The organism is Azospirillum largimobile (assembly GCF_977007025.2).
Genome location: NZ_CDRMUA020000001.1, coordinates 631,816 through 650,866 on the forward strand (window position 1 = coordinate 631,816; position 19,051 = coordinate 650,866).

Here is a 19,051-nt window from a genome sequence, read left to right on the forward strand (position 1 = left end):
AGCTGTAAACCGCTTCTGTCTGTCGCATTTCGGGCGGCTTGTTTCCGGGCAGAGTGCCGCCCTCGCGAAATCGGCCTATGACGTGGATTATTTTGTATCGGCACCCTGTTTGTGTCGATTGAAAGTAATCCACGGCGGGGCATTCACTATGATGACGCGTTTCATTGTGCTCGGCTGCCTGCTGGCGGTCGGGATGACCGGTTGCGGCCCACGTTTCGAGACGACGACGACCTATTTCTCGCCGGTCAGCGAGGCCGGAAAGCTCTGTGTCGCCCAATGCAAGCAGGCGCAATCCATCTGCGATTCGGCGAGGGAACTGGCTCTTCAGACCTGCCGGGCCGAGGGGCTGACCCGCGCCCATGCCGATTATCGAGCCTACCTCAAGTCACTGCCCAAGGATTTCAACAAGAAGAAGATGAAGACGCTCAGTGATTTCGAGCGGGAAATCAGCTGTTCCAGCGGTCTTTCCTGTGAAAGGGATTACGATGGCTGCTTCAAGTCCTGCGGTGGCCGGATCGAGCAGCAGACCTATTGCGTCAGCGACTGCAAGCTGATGAAGCCGCCGCAGCCGGACGGGGTCGCGGTCGGGCCGAAGCGCGCGCTCTGATACCGGCGGTCATCGGCGAAGACCGCCGGTATCGGGAGCGATGCTCACTCCTTGGCAGCTGCCGCCCGCCGCCGCAACTCCTCGAAGTCGCGGCCGGCGTGGTGGGAGGAGCGGGTCAGCGGCGTTGCCGACACCATCAGGAAGCCTTTCGCCCTCGCCACCATGGCATAGCGCTCGAACTCCTCCGGCGTGACGTGGCGGGCGACCGGGTGGTGGTTGGGGGTGGGGCGGAGATACTGGCCGATGGTCAGGAAATCGACGCCCGCCGCCCGCAGATCGTCCATCACCTGCAACACCTCCGCCGGCTCCTCGCCCAGCCCGACCATGATGCCGGACTTGGTGAAAATGGACGGGTCGCGCTCCTTCACCCGCTCAAGCAGGCGCAACGAGCCGTAATAGCGCGCGCCCGGCCGCACGTCGGCATAGAGCCGCGGCACGGTTTCCAGATTGTGGTTGTAGACGTCGGGCCGGGCGTGCGCCACGGTCTCCACCGCGCCGGCCTTGTTGCGGAAATCCGGCGTCAGCACCTCCACCGTCGTGGCGGGGGAGGTGTCGCGGATGCGGGCGATGCAGCGGGCGAAATGCGCCGCTCCGCCGTCCGGCAGATCGTCGCGGTCGACCGAGGTGATGACGACATGGGCGAGGCCCAGTTCGCCCACCGCCTCGGCCAGCCGGTCCGGCTCGTGGGGGTCGAGCGCGTCCGGCCGGCCGGTGGCGACGTTGCAGAAGGCGCAGGCCCGCGTGCACACGCTGCCCAGGATCATCACCGTCGCATGCCGCTTGCTCCAGCACTCGCCGATGTTGGGGCAGGCGGCCTCCTCGCAGACCGTGTTCAGGCCGTGGCGGCGAACCAGGGACTGCGTGTCCTCGAACGCCGCACCGCCAGGCGCGCGGGCGCGGAGCCAGGCCGGCTTTTCGGCCCGGTGCTCCGGGCGGGCGGGCTTCATGTGCATCGCGGGCAGGGCCATCAGTGGACGAACTCCGGCTGTTCGGCCGCAGCAAGCGACGCCTGGGGCTGCACGATGATCTTCACGTTGCGATCCTTGTGGGCGACCAGTTCCTCGAAGCCGCCGCTGACGATGTCGTTCAGGGTGATGCGGCCGGTGATCAGCGGCTGCACGTCGATGCGGCCGTCGGCGATGAAGCGGATGACGTCGGCGAACTCGCCATTGTAGGCCAGCGAGCCGATGACCTGCTTTTCGGTGGCGACGATCTCGAAGAAGTTGAAGGAGCTCGGTTCCTCGAAGATGCCGACCAGCACCGCCTTGCCCGCCTTGCGGATCACATCGATGGCGAGCTTCGCCGTGTCGCGGTGGCCGATGCACTCGAACGACACGTCGGCGCCGTAGCCGCCGGTCAGCGCCTTGATCTCCGCCACCGCGTCGCACTCCTTGGGATCGAGCACGACGGTGGCGCCGACCTCCAGCGCCTTGGCCTTGCGGGCGGCGGACATCTCAAGGACGATGATCCGGCCGGCGCCGGCCGCCTTCGCGCACATGATGGTGCAGAGCCCGATGGTGCCGGCGCCGACCACCACCACCGTCTCGCCGACGATGCTGCCGGCCTTCTTCACCGCATGCATGCCGACGGCCAGCGGTTCGATCAGGGCGCCGGCCTCGGTCGGGAAGCCGTCAGGCAGCTTGTAGAGCAGTTCGGCCGGAACGTTGACCAGGCTGGCGAAGGCGCCGTTGTTCATCAAGCCGGTGAAGGCCAGCTTCTCGCAGATGTTGTACATGCCATGCTTGCAGTAATAGCACTCACCGCAATGCTGGCAGGCGTCGGCCGCGACCCGGTCGCCGACACTGAAACCGGTGACACCCTCGCCCAGCGTCGCGATCTCGCCGCTGAACTCGTGGCCCAGGATGCACTGGCCCTTCAGCCCGGTCAGCGGGTGCGGGGTGTCGACGGGGATGAAGACCGGGCCGGCGACATATTCATGCAGGTCGGACCCGCAGATGCCGCACCAATGCACCTTGATCTGCACCCATCCCGCGGGCGGGGCGCCCGGCAGCGGCACGTCTTCGACCCGGATGTCCTTGCGGCCATGCCAGACGGCGGCCTTCATGGTGGTCGTCGCATTCATGGGATGTGTCCTCCGGTTTTTATAATTGTGGGCGAGCGGTCGGGACGGTCAGGCGAACACCATCCCGCCATCGACCAGCAGGGACTGGCCGGTCATGAAGTCGCTGTCGGACGAGGCGAGGAAGCGGGCGACGCCGACCAGATCCTCCGCCCGCGACGGCCGGCCCAGCACGGCGCCGGCGGCGAACATGTCGAAGGCCTCGTTCTCGGATTTCGTGATGCCGGTGTCGCGGAAGCCCTGGTCGATGATTTTCCACATCTCGGTCGCCACCACGCCGGGGCAGATGGCGTTGGCGGTGATGCCCTCCTTGCCGAAGCCGCGGGCGGCGGCCTGGGTCAGCGCGACGACGGCGAATTTGCTGGCGGAGTAATGGGCCAGCGGCTCGTAGCCCTGCTTGCCGGCGATGGAGGCGGTGTTGACGATCTTGCCGCCGCCACCCTGCTTCTTGAACGTCTTGATCGCTTCCTGCATGCCGATCAGCACGCCCAGGGCGTTGACGTCGTTCACCGTGTGCCAGTCGTCCTCGGTGATGTCGAGGAAGGGCTTGGTCTGGGCGATGCCGGCATTGTTGAAGATCACGTCGAGCCGGCCATGGGCCTTCACCGTCTCGTCGATCATGCGGCGGACGGCGCTGCGGTCGCGGACATCGACGGTGACGGCGATGGTGGTGCCGCCGGCGGCGCGGATGGCCTCTGCCACCTGTTGCGCATCGGCCTCGGTGCGGTCGGCGATGGTCAGCTTGGCGCCGTCGGCGGCCAGCGCCTTGGCGATGGTGGCGCCGATGCCGCGACCGGCGCCGGTGACGATGATGCTCTTGTCCTTGAGGTCAGGCATGAGCGGTCTCCTGCCGGCGCGCTGGCGGATAGTCTGCGCGCCGGTGGCGAGGGGTTTGGAAATGAAGAGCGAGGAGGTGCCTCAGTCCGCTTTCGCGATGTGGTCCTTCAGCAGCGCGTTCACTTTGCCGGCCGCCTCCATCTGCACCATGTGGCCAGCGCCGGGGATCACGGCGACCTGTGCCGTGTTGGCCAGCGCCTGGGCGTGGTCGGCCGGGATGACGCGGTCCTCTTCGCCCCATACGACGAGGGTGGGCGTCCGGGCATCGGCGATCCCGGCGGCGAGCACGCTGGCTTGCCGGCCCTCGGCGAACAGCGACGCCGACAGGGCGCGCAGGGCCTCGTCGACGCCGTCCAGCCGCTTGTACTTCAAGAGGTCGTCGACCATCTGGCGGCTGACGAGGCCCCGGTCGGCGAACAGCGTTTCCAGGACCGGTTTCAGGTCGCGGCGGGATGTCGCACCGACGAAGCCCTGGATGTAGCCGCCGTCGATCTGCTCGCCCAGGCCCGCCGACGCGATCAGCGACAGCGACGCCACCCGGCTCGGCGCGTCCAGCGCGGTGCGCATCGACACCGCGCCGCCCATCGAGTGGCCGACGAAATGGGCGCGCTCCACCCCGACCGTGTCGAGGAAGCCCAGCACCGCCTGAGACAGGCCGGACAGGCTGGCGTCGGCGATCTGCTTGGTCGATTGTCCATGGCCGGGCAGGTCGAGCGCGTAGACGGTGGCGGTCTCCGCCAGCGCATCGATGGTGAACAACCAGTTGTCGAGATCGCCGCCGAAGCCATGGACGAGCAGGACAGTGGGACCGCTCTCGCCACGCTTGGCGTAGCGGATGGTGCCGGCCGGGGTCTCGGCGGTGTGGTATTGCGGGCCGGCATCCGCCTCGCCGTCGCCTTCGCTGACCGGGACGGCATAGGCGCTGATGAAGGCGTCGATGTCGTCGTCGGGCACGTCGGGTTCGGCCAGCACGGCGATCAGCGCCTTGACCGGATAGACGGTGCCGGGTTCGCCCAGCACGCGGCGCAGGACGCCGGTCTCTCCCGCCTCGACCACGTTGGTGATCTTGTCGGTCTCGACCTCCAGCAGCTCATCGCCGATGGAGATGGTGGACCCCGGCCGCTTCAGCCAGCCGGTGACCTTGCCCTCCGACATGGACAGGCCCCATTTCGGCATGACGATGGGCTTGATGCGCTCGTTCAGCATGTTGTTCAGGCTCCTGGGGGATTTTTTGTTTTGCAACGTGACTTGCCCCCACCCCGACCCTCCCCCACTGGGCGGGGGAGGGGGATTGGCGCATGTTCGGGGAGGCTGCGGCAGTCCCTCCCCCGCCCAGCGGGGGAGGATAGGTGGGGGTCTAACTCAGCGGGAGAAGATCACGCCGCGATGCTGCGCGCCCCCTTGGGCGACAGCGTGCGGCGCACGGCGCCGGCGATGCTGTCGGCGCTGGGGACGTACAAATCCTCCAGCGACGGCGCGAAGGGCACCGGCGTGTGCGGCGCGGTCACCATCTGCACGCCGGCCTTCAGCGCACCGAAAGCGTTCTGGCCGATGAAGGCCGCGATGTCGGTGGCGAGGTTGCAGCGCGGATGCGCCTCGTCCACCACCACCAGCCGGCCGGTGCGCTCGACGCTCTCGACGATGGTGTCCCAGTCGATCGGCGACAGGGTGCGAAGGTCGATCACCTCCGCCTCGGTACCGTCCTTGGCGAGCGTCGCCGCCGCCTCCATCGCGCGGTGGACGGTCAGGCCGTAGCTGACGATGGTCACGTCGTCGCCGTCGCGCAGCACGTTGGCCTCGCCGAAGGGGATGGCGTAGCTCTCGGCCGGAACCTCGCATTCCAGGCCGTAGAGGTTCTTGTGCTCGCAGAAGATGACGGGATCGTTGTCGCGGATCGACTGGATCAGCAGGCCCTTGGCGTCATAGGCGTTGCTGGGGCAGACCACCTTCAGCCCCGGAATGTGGGTGAACAGGGGGGTGAGCATCTGCGAATGCTGGGCCGCGGCGCGGAAGCCGGCGCCGACCATGCCGCGGATCACCACCGGCGTCTCCGCCTTGCCGCCGAACATGTAGCGGAACTTGGCGGCCTGGTTGAAGATCTGGTCGAAGCAGACGCCCATGAAGTCCAGGAACATCAGCTCCGCCACTGGCCGCAGCCCGCAGGCGGCGGCGCCGACAGCTGCACCGATATAGGCGGATTCCGACAGCGGCGTGTCCATCAGCCGGTCGCCATGCTTGGCGTACAGCCCCTTGGTGACGCCCAGCACGCCGCCCCAGGCGTCGTCCTCGCCCTGGGCGCCGGTGCCGCCGACGATGTCCTCGCCCATGACGATGACGGTGGGGTCGCGGCGCATCTCCAGGTCCAGGGCCTCGTTGATCGCCTGCTTCATGCTGATCTTGCGGGACATGTGTTTCCTCCGCGCGTTTTGCGTTTCTTGAAGGGGGCTCAGTAGGTGACGTAGACGTCGCGCAGCAGGTCTTCCGGCGCGGGCAGCGGGGCGGCCTTGGCGGCGCGCGTGGCGTCCTCGATCAGCGCGTTCACCTCGCGGTCGATGGCCTGCAACTCGTCGCGGCCGATCACGCCGGCCTCGATCACCCGTTCCGACAGGATGGTCAGGCAGTCGCGGGACGCGCGGATCGCCTCCAGCTCGCCCTTGGCGCGGTAGGTCTGGGCATCGCCTTCGAAATGGCCGTAGAAGCGGACCATGTTGCATTCCAGCAGCGCCGGGCCGCCGCCGTCGCGGGCGCGGCGGATGATCTCGCCGGCCGCCTCGTACACGGCGAAGAAGTCGGTGCCGTCCACCGTGACGCCGGGCATGCCGAAGCCGGTGGCGCGGTCGACGTAGCTGTCGCAGGACACTGCCCATTCCATCGCGGTGGATTCGGCATAGCCGTTGTTCTCCACCACGAAGACCACCGGCAGGTTCCACACCGCGGCGAGGTTCAGGCTCTCCAGGAAGGTGCCCTGGTTCGACGCGCCGTCGCCGACGAAGGTGATGCCGACGCCGCGGTCGCCGCGCACCTTGGCCGCCAGCGCCGCGCCGCAGATCAGCGGCGCCCCGGCGCCGAGGATGCCGTTGGCGCCCATCATGCCCTTGGACAGGTCGGCGATGTGCATCGACCCGCCCTTGCCCCGGCAGGCGCCGGTGCTGCGGCCGTAGATCTCCGCCATCATCGCGTGGACGTCGACGCCCTTGGCGATGCAGTGGCCGTGGCCGCGGTGGGTGGAGGCGATGCGGTCGTTGTCGTTCAGGTGCATCATGATGCCGGTGGCGCAGGCCTCCTCGCCGGCATAGAGGTGGACGAAGCCGGGGATGTCGCCCTTGGCGAAATCGACGTGCAGCCGCTCCTCGAACTCGCGGATCGTCCGCATGGTGCGGTAGGCCTTCAGCAGCTCGTCCTTGCCGAGGGGAAAGGGATTCTGGGCCATGAGGTGTTTTCTCCCTGATTGATGTTTGGCGGGTTGATTTGAGGTTTAGAATGCGGCGGTGACGGGCGCGGGCGTGCCGGTCAGCAGCCGGTTCTGGCCGGCGTGCCGCATCACCGCGGCGACGTTGACCGTGCGGAAGGCGTCGTCCCTGAGCGTCAGGGACAGACGGTCGCGTTCGCTGAAGGACAGTTCTCGTTCGCCATCCAGCGCGATGGAGCCGGCGGCGACCTCCGGCACGAAGGCCACGTCAGCCGGCATGCGGCGCCAGTCGGTGATCCCGACCCGGGCCATCATCCCCGGCGCGATGGGGGCGTGGAGCGTGGTCGCCCCCTTGCGGCAGCCGCCATCAGGGGACAGCCGCACCATCAGGCCGCCGCTTTCGTCGCGGCCGACGGGTTCCAGCAGGCCGGCGATGGCCGACATGCCGATCACCTCCGGGTCGGCGAAGGTGACGTAGAGTTCGCGGAAATTCTCGGTCCGCCACAGCGCGCGGGCGCCGATGTAGCGCTCCGTCACCAGCGCCACGTCGACCAGGGCCATGTCGGTGACGGCGCCGCCGTTCGCCCCGCGGTCGAGGGAGACGTCGATGCGCTTGTTGGCGGAGAAGGCGATGTGCGGCGGCACGCGGCCGGTCACCGCCAGCCCGGTGGCGAGCCCGGTGATCGTCGGCTCGCGATGTTCGGGAAAGGCGTTGTTGGTGCCGGTGGAGATGCCGGCGATGGGCACCGTCCCGCATTCCGCCGCCACCGCCCGATGGGTGCCGTCGCCGCCCAGCACCACCAGGGCCGAAACGCCGGCCCGCCGCATCTCCGCCGTGGCGCGGTGGGTGTCGGCGACGGTGCCGGTGACCGGCATGGCGATGGGGTGGAGGGCAGGGTAGATGTCCTCGCCGCGCGCCTTTGCCCGCATCATGCCGCGTTCGACATGGGCGCGGATGCCGCCATTCTCCGGCATCATCAGAACGTCGCGGACGCCGCACGCATGCAGCGCCGCCAGCACCCGCAGCAGGATGTTCGCCCGGTCGGCGATCTGCAGGCTGGTGGCGTTGGCGACGACCCGGCGGATATCGCGGGCGGAAACCGGATTGGCGACGATGCCGACGACCGGAGCCAAGATTGCGCCTCCCCCTCGTTGCGGCGCGCCGTCGATCGACGCGCGTTTCAAAGGGGTAAGAGCAACCGCCGTGCCAGATGGTCAGTTCAGCGGATTTTCTTGTTTTTCAACGGTTGACGGTGATGCGACGGGGTGGGGCGTTGCAACAGGTGTTGCACGGACTGTTGCGCCGCCGGTGCAACAGGTGTGGCGTCACTCGGCAGCCGGCGGGACCGCGGCGATGCGGGTGGGGATCATGGCGTTGATGGTCTGGCGCTGTTCGTCCAGCCGGGCGGCGACGACCTTCAGTTCGGTGCGCAACTCGACATGCTTCTCGCGCACCTCTTCGCGGAAGGACTGCATCTCGCCCCGAAACTCCGTCATTTCGGTCTGGAAGCTGGACACTTCCGCTTTGAAGCCGTGAAGGTCACGCTCCAAACGGTCGAGCCGTTCGGTGTTGGCATCCAACTTGACGCTGAAATGCCGGCCCATATCGGCAATTGCGTTCAACACATCGGCGAGCGACGGTTCGGCCATCTGCCACTCTCCATTCGATTGAGTGATGATGGATCCCACTCGCGCATGAGTCATGTGTGGACGACCGCTGCGGTGCAAGGGAAATCGGTGCGGTTGGCAATGCGGGCGGGTGCGGTCATGTGTCCGGCCTCCAGAGTGCGGCGCTTATGACCGCGGGCCATGATGAAATCCGCGGATAGGGTCCCAATCAACCGAACGCGCCTTGGGCGCATTGACTCATGCGGGTCTTCCCCATCCTCGGCTCGAACCGTATCGCCATCACCTCACTCGTCACCCTCGCACGTGCTTTTCCCGGTCTCTGGCGCGCCCTCTGCTTCAAGCGGCGGCTGGAACGGGAAAATCTTTCCGATAGACCTCGCCTCTGGTCAGCACAGCCCAGGCGATGCGGGCCATCTTGTTGGCCAAGGCCACGGTGACGAGCCGGGCCGGCTTGCGATCAAGCAGGCCCTTCAGCCAATCGGCGTCTCCCGGCGCCCGAGTGCGTGCGTGGCGAATGACGCAGGTGGCGCCGATCACAAGCAGCCTGCGGATTGAGCGGTCCCCGGTCTTGGTGATCGGGCCCAACTTGTCCTTGCCGCCACTGGAGTTCTGACGCGGAACCAGGCCTAGCCAAGCGGCCAAGTGGCGTCCGGTCCGGAAGGCCGCCGGCTCCGTAATCGTCGCGGCCAGCACCGAGGCAGTGATCGGGCCAATCCCGGGAATGGTCGCAAGATTGCGGCTCGCCTCGTTCGTCCGATGCCAGGCGATGATCTCCCGCTCAACGGTCTCGATCCGGGCATCGCAGCTCGCGATCTGTCCCGTCAATTCCTGCAAGGCAATGCGGGCCATCTCCGGAATGCCCAGTTCATCCAGCCCTGCGATCAGCTCGGCGGCCTTCTTGCGGCCTTGGGCGGCAACGATGCCGAACTCCGCCAGATGGGCGCGAAAGGCGTTGATCAGCATGGTCCGCTGACGCACCAACTGGTCGCGAACGCGATGCAGCATCAGAACGGCCTGTTGATCTTCGCTCTTCACCGGAACAAAAGCCATGTGCGGGCGCGCCACCGCCTCGGCGATGGCCGCTGCGTCGGTGGCATCGTTCTTCTTACCGCGCTGCACGTACGCTTTGACGCGTGCCGGCGGGATCAGCCGGACCTGATGACCGAATGCCATGATCCGCCGAGCCCAGTGATGAGCTGTGGCGCATGCCTCCATCCCGACCAAGCAGGGCGGCAACCCCTTGAAGAACCCATCCACGGCGTCACGTCGGAGCTGACGGCGAACCACAGCTTTCCCGGCCTCGTCAACGCCGTGGACCTGGAAGACGTGCTTGGCAAGATCAAGACCGACGGTGACAATGCTCATGTGGACGGCCCTCTCGTAGGTGGGATTCAGCAACCACCAGTCTATGGCACCTCGATGCCGGGAGCAGCGGTCGTCCACACCATCAATGGCCGCCCACCCTTGTATGTGCCCTTCGCAACCCGGCATTCCACCCTTGCGCATCGCCCGTCTTGCCAAGCGTTCGCCTGCCGCTTTAGCCTCGCTTGGTCATACCAATGAACCATCGACCGGGGAGGACAACACCCATGACCGTCATCGCCACCACCCAGCCGCGCGCGGCCCTGACCGAGGAGGCTCGGGCCGAGCTGACGGCTCTGCTGGGCGACCGGTTCACCACCTCCCTGCCGGTGCGCGAGCATCACGGCAAGGACGAGTCCTATCACACACCCTTCCCGCCGGATGGCGTCGCCTTCGCCAACTCGACGGAGGAAGTCAGCGCGATCGTGAAGATCTGCGCGAAGCACAAGCTGCCGATCATCCCCTTCGGCACCGGCACCTCGCTGGAGGGCGGCATCGCCGCGCTGGCCGGCGGCATCACCATTGACCTGTCGGGCATGCAGCAGATCCTGCGCGTCAGCCCGGAGGATCTGGACGTCACCGTGCAGGCCGGCGTGACCCGCAAGCAGTTGAACGAACATCTGCGCGACACCGGCCTGTTCTTCCCCATCGATCCCGGCGCCAACGCCTCTCTCGGCGGCATGTCGGCGACCAGGGCCAGCGGCACCAACGCCGTGCGCTACGGCACGATGCGCGAGAATGTCCTGGGCCTGACCGTGGTGCTGGCCGACGGCCGCGTCATCAAGACCGGCGGCCGGGCGCGCAAGTCGGCGGCCGGCTATGACCTGACCCGGTTGTTCGTGGGGTCCGAGGGCACGCTCGGCATCATCACCGAGGTGACGCTGAAGCTCTACGGCATTCCGGAAGCCATCTCCTCCGCCGTCTGCGCCTTCCCGACCATCAAGGGCGCGGTCGACACGGTGATCCAGACCATCCAGGTCGGCGTGCCCGTCGCCCGCATCGAACTGCTGGACGAGGTGCAGATCGACGCCGTCAACAAATACTCCAAGCTCGACTACGCGGTCGCCCCGACCCTGTTCTTCGAGTTCCACGGCACCGAGGCCGGCGTGAAGGAGCAGGCGGAGATGGTGGCCGCCATCGCCGCCGAGCATGGCGGGCTGGAATTCGCCTGGGCCACCCGGCCGGAGGACCGGTCGAAGCTGTGGCAGGCCCGGCACGACGCCTATTACGCCGCGCTGGCCCTGCGCCCGGGGTCGAAGGGCTGGCCGACCGACGTCTGCGTGCCGATCTCGCGGCTTGCCGACTGCATCCTGGAGACCAAGAAGGATTTGGCGGAGTCCAACATGCTGGCCCCGATGGTCGGCCATGTCGGCGACGGCAACTTCCACCTCGTCTACGTCCTCGATCCGGAGAACCCGGCGGAGTTGGCGGAGGCCCAGCGCCTTGCCGACAAGATGGTGACCCGCGCGCTGGAGATGGGCGGCACCTGCACCGGCGAGCACGGCATCGGCTATGGCAAGATGGCGTTCCTGGAACAGGAGACCGGCGAAGCGTTCAACGTCATGGGCGATTTGAAGCGGGCGTTCGATCCGGACAATCTGCTGAATCCGGGCAAGGTGGTGCGGGTGTAAGGGGCGATTACCCCCACCCCAGCCCTCCCCCGCTGGGCGGGGGAGGGGGCAAGTACTTATTCGGAACGGCAGCGGCAGTCCCTCCCCGCCCAGCGGGGGAGGCTAGGTGGGGGCAACCGTTGCGTCCGCTCTCACCGGAACTTCGGCCGCCGTCCCGCCTTCAGCGCCTGCACCGCCTGGTCCAGCGTCTGCAGGAACTGCGACTTGTCGCGCTGGCTCATCGGGGCGTTGCCGCCGCTGACCACGCCCATGTCGCGCAAGTCCTGCATCAGCGCGCGGGTGGCGAGCGCCGAGCCGACGCTGTCCGGCGTGAACGGCCGCCCGGTCGGGCCGATCACCACGGCGTCGCGCTTCACGCAGCGGTCGGCCAACTGGATGTCCGCCGTCACCACGACGTCGGTCGGTCCGGCATGTTCGGCGATCCAGTTGTCGGCGGCATCGAAGCCGTCGCTGACCACCACCAGTTCCGCCATGCATTCGGTCGGCAGGCGCAAGGGCGCGTTGGCGACGATCCACACCTTGCAGCCGGTGCGGCCGGCGACCTTGTAGACCTCGGCCTTGACCGGGCAGGCGTCGGCATCGACGTAGATTTCGACTTTGGAACTGACCAATCCTCTTCCTCCTGTTGCCCCCCGATCCTGGCGGGTCGGCTCAACAAGGTTTCATGCAAGCTCCTTATGCGCTAAAACCAGACCCTAGCGACAGGGTGCCGTAGAACCGCAGGGATGGGGCGGCGCCATTTCTCACATCTTTTCGGAAGGTCGGAGCGGCGCATGGCGTCCTACCAGTATGTCTATGTCATGAAGGGCCTGACCAAGGTCTATCCTGGCGGAAAGAAGGTTCTCGACAACGTCTGGCTCTCGTTCCTGCCGGGTGTGAAGATCGGCGTGCTCGGCGTCAACGGCTCCGGCAAGTCGACCCTGATGAAGATCATGGCCGGCCTGGACAAGGACTATTCCGGCGAGGCCTGGTCCGCCGAGGGCGCGCGCGTCGGCTACCTGCCGCAGGAACCGCAGCTCGACCCGACCAAGAATGTCCATGAGAACGTCATGGAGGCGCTGAAGGAAACGAAGGCGCTGCTCGACCGCTTCAATGAAGTGTCGAACCTGATGGCCGACCCGGACGCCGATTTCGACGCGCTGCTGGCCGAACAGGGCGAGTTGCAGGAGAAGATCGACGCGGCCGACGCCTGGGACATCGACCGCACGGTCGAGATCACCATGGACGCCCTGCGCTGCCCGCCGGGCGACGCCGACGTGACCAAGCTGTCCGGCGGTGAGAAGCGCCGCATCGCGCTGTGCAAGCTGCTGCTCGAGAAGCCCGACCTGCTGCTGCTCGACGAGCCGACCAACCATCTCGACGCCGAATCGGTCGCCTGGTTGCAGAAGCACTTGGAGGACTACAAGGGCACCGTCGTCCTGGTCACCCACGACCGCTACTTCCTGGACAGCGTCACCGGCTGGATCCTCGAACTCGACCGTGGGTCGGGCATTCCGTGGGAAGGCAACTACTCGTCCTGGCTGGAGCAGAAGCAGAAGCGTCTGGAACAGGAAGGCCGCCAGGAAGAGTCGCGCCAGAAGCAGTTGGCCACCGAACTGGAGTGGATCCGGCAGTCCCCGCGCGCCCGTCAGGCCAAGAGCAAGGCGCGCATCACCGCCTACGAGACCTTGCTGGCCGAAAGCGGCAAGGAGCAGTCCGGCGAGACGCGGATCGTCATCCCGGTGCCGCCGCGGCTCGGCAACGTCGTCATCGAGGCGGAGAACATCGCCAAGGGCTTCGGCGACCGCCTGCTGATCGATGGCCTGACCTTCCGCCTGCCGCCGGGCGGCATCGTCGGCGTCATCGGTCCGAACGGCGCCGGCAAGACCACCCTGTTCCGCATGATCACCGGGCAGGATGGGCCGGACGCCGGCACCTTCCGCGTCGGCGACACGGTGAAGCTCGGCTATGTCGACCAGAGCCGCGACAGCCTGGACGCCAAGAAGACGGTGTGGGAGGAAATCTCCGACGGGCTGGACCTGGTCGAGCTCGGCAAGAAGACCATGCCCAGCCGCGCCTATGTCTCCAGCTTCAACTTCCGCGGTCCCGACCAGCAGAAGAAGGTCGGTCAGCTGTCGGGCGGTGAGCGCAACCGCGTCCACCTCGCCAAGATGCTGAAGTCCGGCGCCAACGTCCTGCTGCTCGACGAACCAACCAACGACCTGGACGTCGATACGCTGCGGGCGCTGGAAGACGCGCTGCAGAGCTTCGCCGGCTGCGCCGTGGTCATCAGCCACGATCGCTGGTTCCTCGACCGCATTGCCACCCACATCCTGGCCTTCGAGGGCGAAAGCCACGTCGAATGGTTCGAAGGCAACTTCCAGGATTACGAGGCCGACAAGAAGCGCCGCCTGGGCGCCGACGCCGACCAGCCGCACCGCATCAAGTACAAGCCGCTGGTGCGCAGCTAAAGGCGGGAGGGACCCCCCTCCCGAGCGGAAAAGGGGCCGCCGGTCTGTCCGACCGGCGGCCCCTTTTCATTGGCGCGGTCAGTTGCCGCGCTTGACCGACAGCGGCGTACCGACTTCGCCGGGGTAGACGGCCAGCAGCCGAACCGGCTCGCTGCCTTCATTGATGCCTTCATGCCAGTCGGTGCGCTCCATATAGGCGTCACCTTCCTTGTAGACGGTGCTTTCGCCGGTTTCGCCCCGGATCGTCAGCTTGCCGCCCAGGATATAGACGAACAGCGGGATCTGATGGGTATGCACGCCGGTGCGCGCACCCGGCGGGATCTCGGTGATGCGTGCGGTGACCTGCGGCGTTCCCTTCGGATACACGATGGGCGTGCCGTTGGAATTGGTCTCCGTCTGCAGCAGCGGGGTGGATCGCGGGGCCGGTGCGGCGGCGGGTTGGCTGGAAGCGGTCTGCGCCTGTGCGGAAGACAGCAGGCACGAACCCGCCAGAACACCCGCCGCCAAGCTGGCGAGCAAGCCGGCCATCGGACGGCGGCGGGGGTGGGTGAAGGGCCGAGACATGATGGGCAAACTCTCCGGTACGGGAAACGGAATCGCGGAATGCGATTCGCCGCCGATACACGATAGAGATGCACACCCGATCCCTAAGCGCGCAATTGGTCGCATACCTTGGATGAATAGCAACCAATAGACGCTTCCGCCTTGCTCCGTCCCGCCGCCGATTTCCGGCTGGTCAGCGCGTCACATCGTCCGACCGGTCGGTGCGGCGGTCACGCAGGTTTTCGTCCCGCGTATCCTCGATCTCCACCTCGGTGCGGCGGACGGTGTCGCGGACGCTTTGGGCGCGTTCCTCGACGTCCTTGCGGACCACGACCGTCTCGCGGACATGGGCGGTCTTGCTGACCACCGCTTCCTCGTCGGTCTCCGTCACCTCGATGGTGCGCTCGCGGAAGGCGTCGGCCGGAACGTCCGTGCTGCCCTCGACCAGACCGCCGGGACGGCGTTCGACCGTGACGGTCTCGTCGCGCAGGCGCACCTGCTCTTCGACGGGCGTCTCGACGACATAGCTGCGGACGCGGACGCCGCCGCGCTCGACGGTGCGCTTGCCGATGTTGACCTGCTCCTCGACGATCGGGATCTGCTCTTCCCGTTCAGAGGTGCCGGTGCGGGTGGTGCGGGTGCTGTCCGCGTTGACGTCGCGCATGGCGGCGGCGGCGCCGGTCAGGCCAGCGGTGCCCATCCCCGTGCCCGTGGTGTCGATGGCGGTGCGGCCGGGCGAATAGCGCATGCGCTCCTCATCCGCCGAGCTGTCGTCGTAATAGTCGGCGCTTTCATCGAAGCCGGTCCAGCCGGAGTTGCGATAGGCGGCGCTGCGTTCCTCGACATCCACGACGTTGCCGCGCTCCAGCACCTCCATGGCGCGGTCGACGTCTTCCTCGTCCAGGCGGAGCTTCAGCAGCGTGCCGCCGCGGCGCACGCCCTCGGCATAGACCTGCGCATCCTGGTTGGGAATGCCCCAGCCCGACAGGCGGGTCAGGATGCCGCTGCCGGTCGTGCCGGTGGTGCTGCCGGTGGTCGAACCCATTCCGGCGCCCATTCCGGTGCCGGTTCCCAAACCGGTATCCATGCTGCTGCCGGGGACGGTGTTGGGCGACGCGACATAGCCGGTGGACAGGTCGGTGCGGGCCATGCCGCTGGCGGCGCCCATCGACGAATCGCCGGTGGTGGTGCCGAGTCCGGTGGTGTCGCTGCCGCTCCATCCGCCGCTGGTCAGATCGGCATGGGACAGGATTTCGACGGCGCTGGTTTCGAATCCGGCGGCCTGCAGGTCGCGGGATGCGGTTTCGGCCTCGGATCGGTGGTCGTAGAGAGCGACGATGGTTTTGGTCATCGGCTTTACTCCTCGGGCGAATTCGAATTGTAGGACGGGGGCTGATTGGGCGAATGAACCGGGGAGGGCGGGGTTGTCACACGCTCCACCACCGCTTCCTCCGAACGCAGGGTGACAGGCTGCTCGACCTCGACGGTCCGCCGGCTCTTGCGGATGTGCAGCTCTTCGCGGAGCATCAGGCGGCGTTCCACCACCAGCACTTCTTCGACCAGCGGGATCACCGTCACGTCCCCCTCCTGGCGGATGCCGGGATGGGCGTCGATCTCGCGGTCGATCGGGACGCGGGTGACGGTGGCCTCTTCATGCTCCAACGATTCGCGGACCATCGCCTCGCGTTCGGACACGCGCGTGGACACGCGGACGCGGCTTCGTTCCACCCGCTGCTTGCCGACGGTCACCGACTCGTCGTGCAGGGGAATGACCGCGTCGCCCTCTTCGCGAGGGAGTTCATTGTCGGCCGTCATGGCGGCGGGTGCCGCGGGTCAGCGGAACAGGAGATAGAGGACGATCGCGACCACGATCAGGCCGATGATGATCCACATCCAGTTCATCCCGGAGCTTCCGGCTCCGGTCACGGAGTCATACACACCAACTTTCCTGGGCTTCTGTTCGTCTGCCATGGGAGCCTCCGTTCGGGGATGGACCGGCGGGTTGTGCCCCCATCCGGCGTGCTCCATTCAAACAGGGCCTCTTGTGGATCGTTCCCCCTGATCGTTCCGAGGAATCAACGATCCTTTCAAATCGAACGATCAAGGGCAGATGCATCGAACCGTCAGCTCAGCCGGCCATCCGCTGATGTTCCAGAAAGGCGGTCTTCAGCAGCGCCTTCAGGTCGTCGCCATACTGGTGGAAGCGGACGGACAGCTGGCCGCGTTCCTCGTCGCGATGCAGCACCACGAGGTTGGCGACGGCCGCCACCTCCTGCCGGTCGGCCAGCACCACGCGGGCCTGGAAGGTCTGGCCGCGCCGATAGGGCTGATCGACCGCCAGCAGGCACAGGCCGCCGACCGACCAGTTTCGGGCGGGGAAGCTGCCATGTTCGGTGTGGACGACCATGCCCGGACGCACGAAGCGCTTCTGGCGCCGCCGCTCTTCCGGCGGCGGCGGGGGGAAGGGGCTGGAGGCGCTGGGCACGTCGATGCCGGACCCGTCCGTCAGCGCATTCTGGAAATTCGCCCCGCGGACCACCGCCGGCCCCATGGTGGACTGGCGCAGGTCGGCGTCGGAGAAGTCGGCGCCCTCGAAATTGGCCGGCCAGTCGCGGCCGCCGGCCAGCGGCACCGGCCGGGCATCCACCCCGTTCATCAGCGTGTGCGCCAGATAGGCGCGGCGCAGGGTGGCCCCGCGCAGCACGGCGTCGCGCAGGTCGGCCTCGTCCAGGTCGATGTAGGACAGCTCCGCCATTTCCAGGCTGGCCTTGGTCAGGCGGGCGCCGGGCAGGCGGCAGCGGCGCAGCCGGGCGGCCGCCAGCGTGCGGCCATGCAAATTAGCCCCCGCCACCGACACGAGGTCGAGGTCGAGCCGCGCGCCCTCCGCGCCGCCGCTATCGACCCAGCGTTCGTGCCGCTCCACCAGTTCCAGGAACTCGGCCACCGGCATCGCCGTGTAGTTGGGCTGGACGATGGCGTCGGGCGGCAGGGCGAAGGGGATGAAGGTGCGGGTCAGGGTGGCATGATCCATCACCGTGTTGCCGAACACGGCCCCGTCCAGGTTGGCCCCGCAGAAATCGGTGCCCATCAGCACGGCCGAGGTCAGTTCCGCCCCTGTCAGGTCGGCGTCGTTCAGGTCGGCACCGGTCAGGTCGCAGCCGCTGAAGTTGGCGCCTGCCAGGATCGAGCGTTCCATCTTGGCTTCGGTCAGCCGGGTGGTGCCGGTGCCGCGGGTCGTCTGGCTGCCGTCCGGGCCGCCGCTGTCGACCAGTTCACCGGCCCGGAAATCGGCGCCGCGCAGGTTGGCGTCGGTCAGCAGGGCGCGGTGCAGGTTGGCCCCGCGCAGGTCGGCACCGGTCAGGATGGCACCCGACAGGTTCACCGCCTCCATGTCGGCGCCGAACAGGTCGGCCTGCGACAGGTCGGCCTTCACCATGCGGGTGCTGCTGAGATTGGCCCCGGCCAGCTTGGCCCCAACCAGCGACACGCGCTCCAGATTCAGCCGCGAGAGGTCGCGGAAGCTGAGGTCGGCGCGACGGCCGCTGGACGGCCGCCTCAGCCACGCCTGATGCGCCCGGATGATCGTCCGGAGTTCGTCGATCTCTTTGGGATCGCGTTCGGCCATGGCGTGGGTTCCCGGATCCACCGTATGACGAAAGACAGGAGCGTCGGCGCAACGATAGCCCGTTCGGGCAGTCGCGTCACGGATTCTGAACGGCAGGCCGGCGTCGCCGGGGGCGGAAGCAGCGGCCGGGCATGGAAAAGGCCGCCTCCCCTGGGGAAGGCGGCCTTGACCGGTTGTCTGCTTCGCCGCTGGGCGGATCAGCCCGCGCGGCCGACCTTCTGGCGCAGGGCCTGGATCAGCCCGTCGATGCGGCCGCCGTTCTGCTCGACGACGGAGGCGAATTCCTGCCGCTGGGTCACGCCCATGCTGACATTCTCCACCACCACGTCGATGATCTTGAAGTCGGCACCTGCCTTGCGGACGCGCCAGCTGACATTCACCGGCGGACCGTTGGGGCGGACGATCTGGGTCGTCACCATGGTATCCGCCTCGCCGGCCGGAGAGGTCCCGACAATCTTGAAGGTCTCGCCGGAATATTCGACGAACCGTTCGGCATAGGTGTTGACGATCAGTTGCTCGAACAGCTTCTGGTACTCGGTCCGCTGAGCCTCGTTGGCGCTGTTCCAATAGCGGCCCAGCACCCAGCGGCCGATGTACGGCACGTCGAAGCCGGCGTACAGGAGCGTGCGGAAGCGCTGGATCGCCTGATCGCGCGACAGGCTCTTGTCCGAGAAGGTTGCGATGGCGTCGTTCCCCAGCTTCTGGATGAACGCGCTGGCTCCCTGGTCCGCGCCTTGCGCGGCGGCGGGGGAGATGAGGGTGTGCCCGGCCCAACCGCTCACCGCGAGCAGGGCAGCGCACGCGACAAAATTACGGCGTGTCAGCATGGTAGGGCGAAAGGTGGCGGTTGCCGCGGCATTGTCAACGGTCATGTGGCC

Annotated in this window: 19 protein-coding genes; 3 read left to right on the forward strand and 16 right to left on the reverse strand. The window is 67.2% G+C overall.

Features of this window, described 5'->3' with window-relative positions:
• Positions 1 to 151: 151 nt before the first annotated feature.
• On the forward strand, positions 152 to 607 hold the full coding sequence (locus ACWPKK_RS03000; protein ID WP_452000952.1) for a hypothetical protein: 456 nt from the start codon (positions 152 to 154) through the stop codon (positions 605 to 607).
• 44 nt (positions 608 to 651) lie between these two features.
• Here ACWPKK_RS03000 and lipA read toward each other — a convergent pair whose 3' ends face one another.
• The 9 genes from lipA to ACWPKK_RS03045 form a co-directional block, all read right to left on the reverse strand.
• Positions 652 to 1,575, reverse strand: coding sequence for a lipoyl synthase (gene lipA, locus ACWPKK_RS03005; protein WP_452000953.1), 924 nt, complete (start codon positions 1,573 to 1,575; stop codon positions 652 to 654).
• Positions 1,575 to 2,690, reverse strand: a complete 1,116-nt coding sequence (locus ACWPKK_RS03010) for a 2,3-butanediol dehydrogenase (protein WP_452000955.1) — start codon at positions 2,688 to 2,690, stop codon at positions 1,575 to 1,577. The genes lipA and ACWPKK_RS03010 overlap by 1 nt, the downstream gene beginning before the upstream one ends.
• A 48-nt stretch (positions 2,691 to 2,738) precedes the next feature.
• Positions 2,739 to 3,524 carry a glucose 1-dehydrogenase gene (locus tag ACWPKK_RS03015; RefSeq protein ID WP_452000956.1) on the reverse strand — a complete coding sequence of 262 codons (786 nt, stop codon included), beginning with the start codon at positions 3,522 to 3,524 and terminating at the stop codon, positions 2,739 to 2,741.
• An 81-nt stretch (positions 3,525 to 3,605) separates the two neighbouring features.
• Positions 3,606 to 4,730, reverse strand: coding sequence for an acetoin dehydrogenase dihydrolipoyllysine-residue acetyltransferase subunit (locus ACWPKK_RS03020; RefSeq protein ID WP_452000957.1), 1,125 nt, complete (start codon positions 4,728 to 4,730; stop codon positions 3,606 to 3,608).
• 170 nt (positions 4,731 to 4,900) lie between these two features.
• Positions 4,901 to 5,932 (reverse strand): alpha-ketoacid dehydrogenase subunit beta, encoded by a 1,032-nt coding sequence (locus ACWPKK_RS03025; RefSeq protein ID WP_452000958.1) that lies wholly within the window; start codon positions 5,930 to 5,932, stop codon positions 4,901 to 4,903.
• Between the two features lie 38 nt (positions 5,933 to 5,970).
• A complete protein-coding gene (locus ACWPKK_RS03030; RefSeq protein ID WP_452000959.1) occupies positions 5,971 to 6,954 on the reverse strand; it encodes a thiamine pyrophosphate-dependent dehydrogenase E1 component subunit alpha in 984 nt (327 codons plus the stop codon).
• Positions 6,955 to 6,999: 45 nt separating this feature from the next.
• Positions 7,000 to 8,067: an ATP-NAD kinase family protein gene (locus tag ACWPKK_RS03035; RefSeq protein ID WP_452000960.1), complete on the reverse strand. Its 1,068-nt coding sequence runs from the start codon at positions 8,065 to 8,067 to the stop codon at positions 7,000 to 7,002.
• A 192-nt stretch (positions 8,068 to 8,259) separates the two neighbouring features.
• On the reverse strand, positions 8,260 to 8,583 hold the full coding sequence (locus ACWPKK_RS03040) for a hypothetical protein (protein WP_452000962.1): 324 nt from the start codon (positions 8,581 to 8,583) through the stop codon (positions 8,260 to 8,262).
• 315 nt (positions 8,584 to 8,898) lie between these two features.
• On the reverse strand, positions 8,899 to 9,927 hold the full coding sequence (locus ACWPKK_RS03045) for an IS110 family RNA-guided transposase (protein ID WP_452000963.1): 1,029 nt from the start codon (positions 9,925 to 9,927) through the stop codon (positions 8,899 to 8,901).
• Between the two features lie 224 nt (positions 9,928 to 10,151).
• Between ACWPKK_RS03045 and ACWPKK_RS03050 the strand changes: the two genes are divergently transcribed.
• Positions 10,152 to 11,555: an FAD-linked oxidase C-terminal domain-containing protein gene (locus ACWPKK_RS03050; protein ID WP_452000965.1), complete on the forward strand. Its 1,404-nt coding sequence runs from the start codon at positions 10,152 to 10,154 to the stop codon at positions 11,553 to 11,555.
• A gap of 131 nt (positions 11,556 to 11,686) precedes the next feature.
• Here the strand turns inward: ACWPKK_RS03050 and ACWPKK_RS03055 are convergent, their stop codons facing one another.
• On the reverse strand, positions 11,687 to 12,166 hold the full coding sequence (locus ACWPKK_RS03055; protein WP_452000966.1) for a YaiI/YqxD family protein: 480 nt from the start codon (positions 12,164 to 12,166) through the stop codon (positions 11,687 to 11,689).
• Positions 12,167 to 12,328: 162 nt separating this feature from the next.
• On the opposite strand from ACWPKK_RS03055, the gene ettA reads away from it, so the two are divergent.
• Positions 12,329 to 14,005 (forward strand): energy-dependent translational throttle protein EttA, encoded by a 1,677-nt coding sequence (gene ettA, locus ACWPKK_RS03060; RefSeq protein WP_452000968.1) that lies wholly within the window; start codon positions 12,329 to 12,331, stop codon positions 14,003 to 14,005.
• A 78-nt stretch (positions 14,006 to 14,083) separates the two neighbouring features.
• On the opposite strand, the gene ACWPKK_RS03065 is transcribed toward ettA, so the two are convergent.
• The 6 genes from ACWPKK_RS03065 to ACWPKK_RS03090 all read right to left on the reverse strand — a co-directional run bounded on the left by ACWPKK_RS03065 (position 14,084) and on the right by ACWPKK_RS03090 (position 18,955).
• Complete coding sequence (locus ACWPKK_RS03065) at positions 14,084 to 14,569, reverse strand: cupin domain-containing protein (RefSeq protein ID WP_452000970.1); 486 nt, start codon at positions 14,567 to 14,569, stop codon at positions 14,084 to 14,086.
• 172 nt (positions 14,570 to 14,741) lie between these two features.
• On the reverse strand, positions 14,742 to 15,899 hold the full coding sequence (locus tag ACWPKK_RS03070; protein WP_452000971.1) for a YsnF/AvaK domain-containing protein: 1,158 nt from the start codon (positions 15,897 to 15,899) through the stop codon (positions 14,742 to 14,744).
• Positions 15,900 to 15,904: 5 nt separating this feature from the next.
• Positions 15,905 to 16,363: a YsnF/AvaK domain-containing protein gene (locus tag ACWPKK_RS03075; protein WP_452000973.1), complete on the reverse strand. Its 459-nt coding sequence runs from the start codon at positions 16,361 to 16,363 to the stop codon at positions 15,905 to 15,907.
• 18 nt (positions 16,364 to 16,381) lie between these two features.
• Positions 16,382 to 16,519, reverse strand: coding sequence for a hypothetical protein (locus ACWPKK_RS03080; protein ID WP_174757320.1), 138 nt, complete (start codon positions 16,517 to 16,519; stop codon positions 16,382 to 16,384).
• Positions 16,520 to 16,676: 157 nt separating this feature from the next.
• Complete coding sequence (locus ACWPKK_RS03085; protein WP_452000975.1) at positions 16,677 to 18,173, reverse strand: pentapeptide repeat-containing protein; 1,497 nt, start codon at positions 18,171 to 18,173, stop codon at positions 16,677 to 16,679.
• Positions 18,174 to 18,370: 197 nt separating this feature from the next.
• Positions 18,371 to 18,955 carry an MlaC/ttg2D family ABC transporter substrate-binding protein gene (locus ACWPKK_RS03090; protein ID WP_452000977.1) on the reverse strand — a complete coding sequence of 195 codons (585 nt, stop codon included), beginning with the start codon at positions 18,953 to 18,955 and terminating at the stop codon, positions 18,371 to 18,373.
• Between the last annotated feature and the right edge of the window lie 96 nt (positions 18,956 to 19,051).

Coding starts and splice junctions, on each gene's coding strand:
- ACWPKK_RS03000 (WP_452000952.1), top strand. CDS start 152: ATGACGCGTTTCATTGTGCTCGGCTGCCTGCTGGCGGTCGGGATGACC.
- lipA (WP_452000953.1), bottom strand. CDS start 1,575: ATGGCCCTGCCCGCGATGCACATGAAGCCCGCCCGCCCGGAGCACCGG.
- ACWPKK_RS03010 (WP_452000955.1), bottom strand. CDS start 2,690: ATGAATGCGACGACCACCATGAAGGCCGCCGTCTGGCATGGCCGCAAG.
- ACWPKK_RS03015 (WP_452000956.1), bottom strand. CDS start 3,524: ATGCCTGACCTCAAGGACAAGAGCATCATCGTCACCGGCGCCGGTCGC.
- ACWPKK_RS03020 (WP_452000957.1), bottom strand. CDS start 4,730: ATGCTGAACGAGCGCATCAAGCCCATCGTCATGCCGAAATGGGGCCTG.
- ACWPKK_RS03025 (WP_452000958.1), bottom strand. CDS start 5,932: ATGTCCCGCAAGATCAGCATGAAGCAGGCGATCAACGAGGCCCTGGAC.
- ACWPKK_RS03030 (WP_452000959.1), bottom strand. CDS start 6,954: ATGGCCCAGAATCCCTTTCCCCTCGGCAAGGACGAGCTGCTGAAGGCC.
- ACWPKK_RS03040 (WP_452000962.1), bottom strand. CDS start 8,583: ATGGCCGAACCGTCGCTCGCCGATGTGTTGAACGCAATTGCCGATATG.
- ACWPKK_RS03045 (WP_452000963.1), bottom strand. CDS start 9,927: ATGAGCATTGTCACCGTCGGTCTTGATCTTGCCAAGCACGTCTTCCAG.
- ACWPKK_RS03050 (WP_452000965.1), top strand. CDS start 10,152: ATGACCGTCATCGCCACCACCCAGCCGCGCGCGGCCCTGACCGAGGAG.
- ettA (WP_452000968.1), top strand. CDS start 12,329: ATGGCGTCCTACCAGTATGTCTATGTCATGAAGGGCCTGACCAAGGTC.
- ACWPKK_RS03065 (WP_452000970.1), bottom strand. CDS start 14,569: ATGTCTCGGCCCTTCACCCACCCCCGCCGCCGTCCGATGGCCGGCTTG.
- ACWPKK_RS03070 (WP_452000971.1), bottom strand. CDS start 15,899: ATGACCAAAACCATCGTCGCTCTCTACGACCACCGATCCGAGGCCGAA.
- ACWPKK_RS03075 (WP_452000973.1), bottom strand. CDS start 16,363: ATGACGGCCGACAATGAACTCCCTCGCGAAGAGGGCGACGCGGTCATT.
- ACWPKK_RS03080 (WP_174757320.1), bottom strand. CDS start 16,519: ATGGCAGACGAACAGAAGCCCAGGAAAGTTGGTGTGTATGACTCCGTG.
- ACWPKK_RS03085 (WP_452000975.1), bottom strand. CDS start 18,173: ATGGCCGAACGCGATCCCAAAGAGATCGACGAACTCCGGACGATCATC.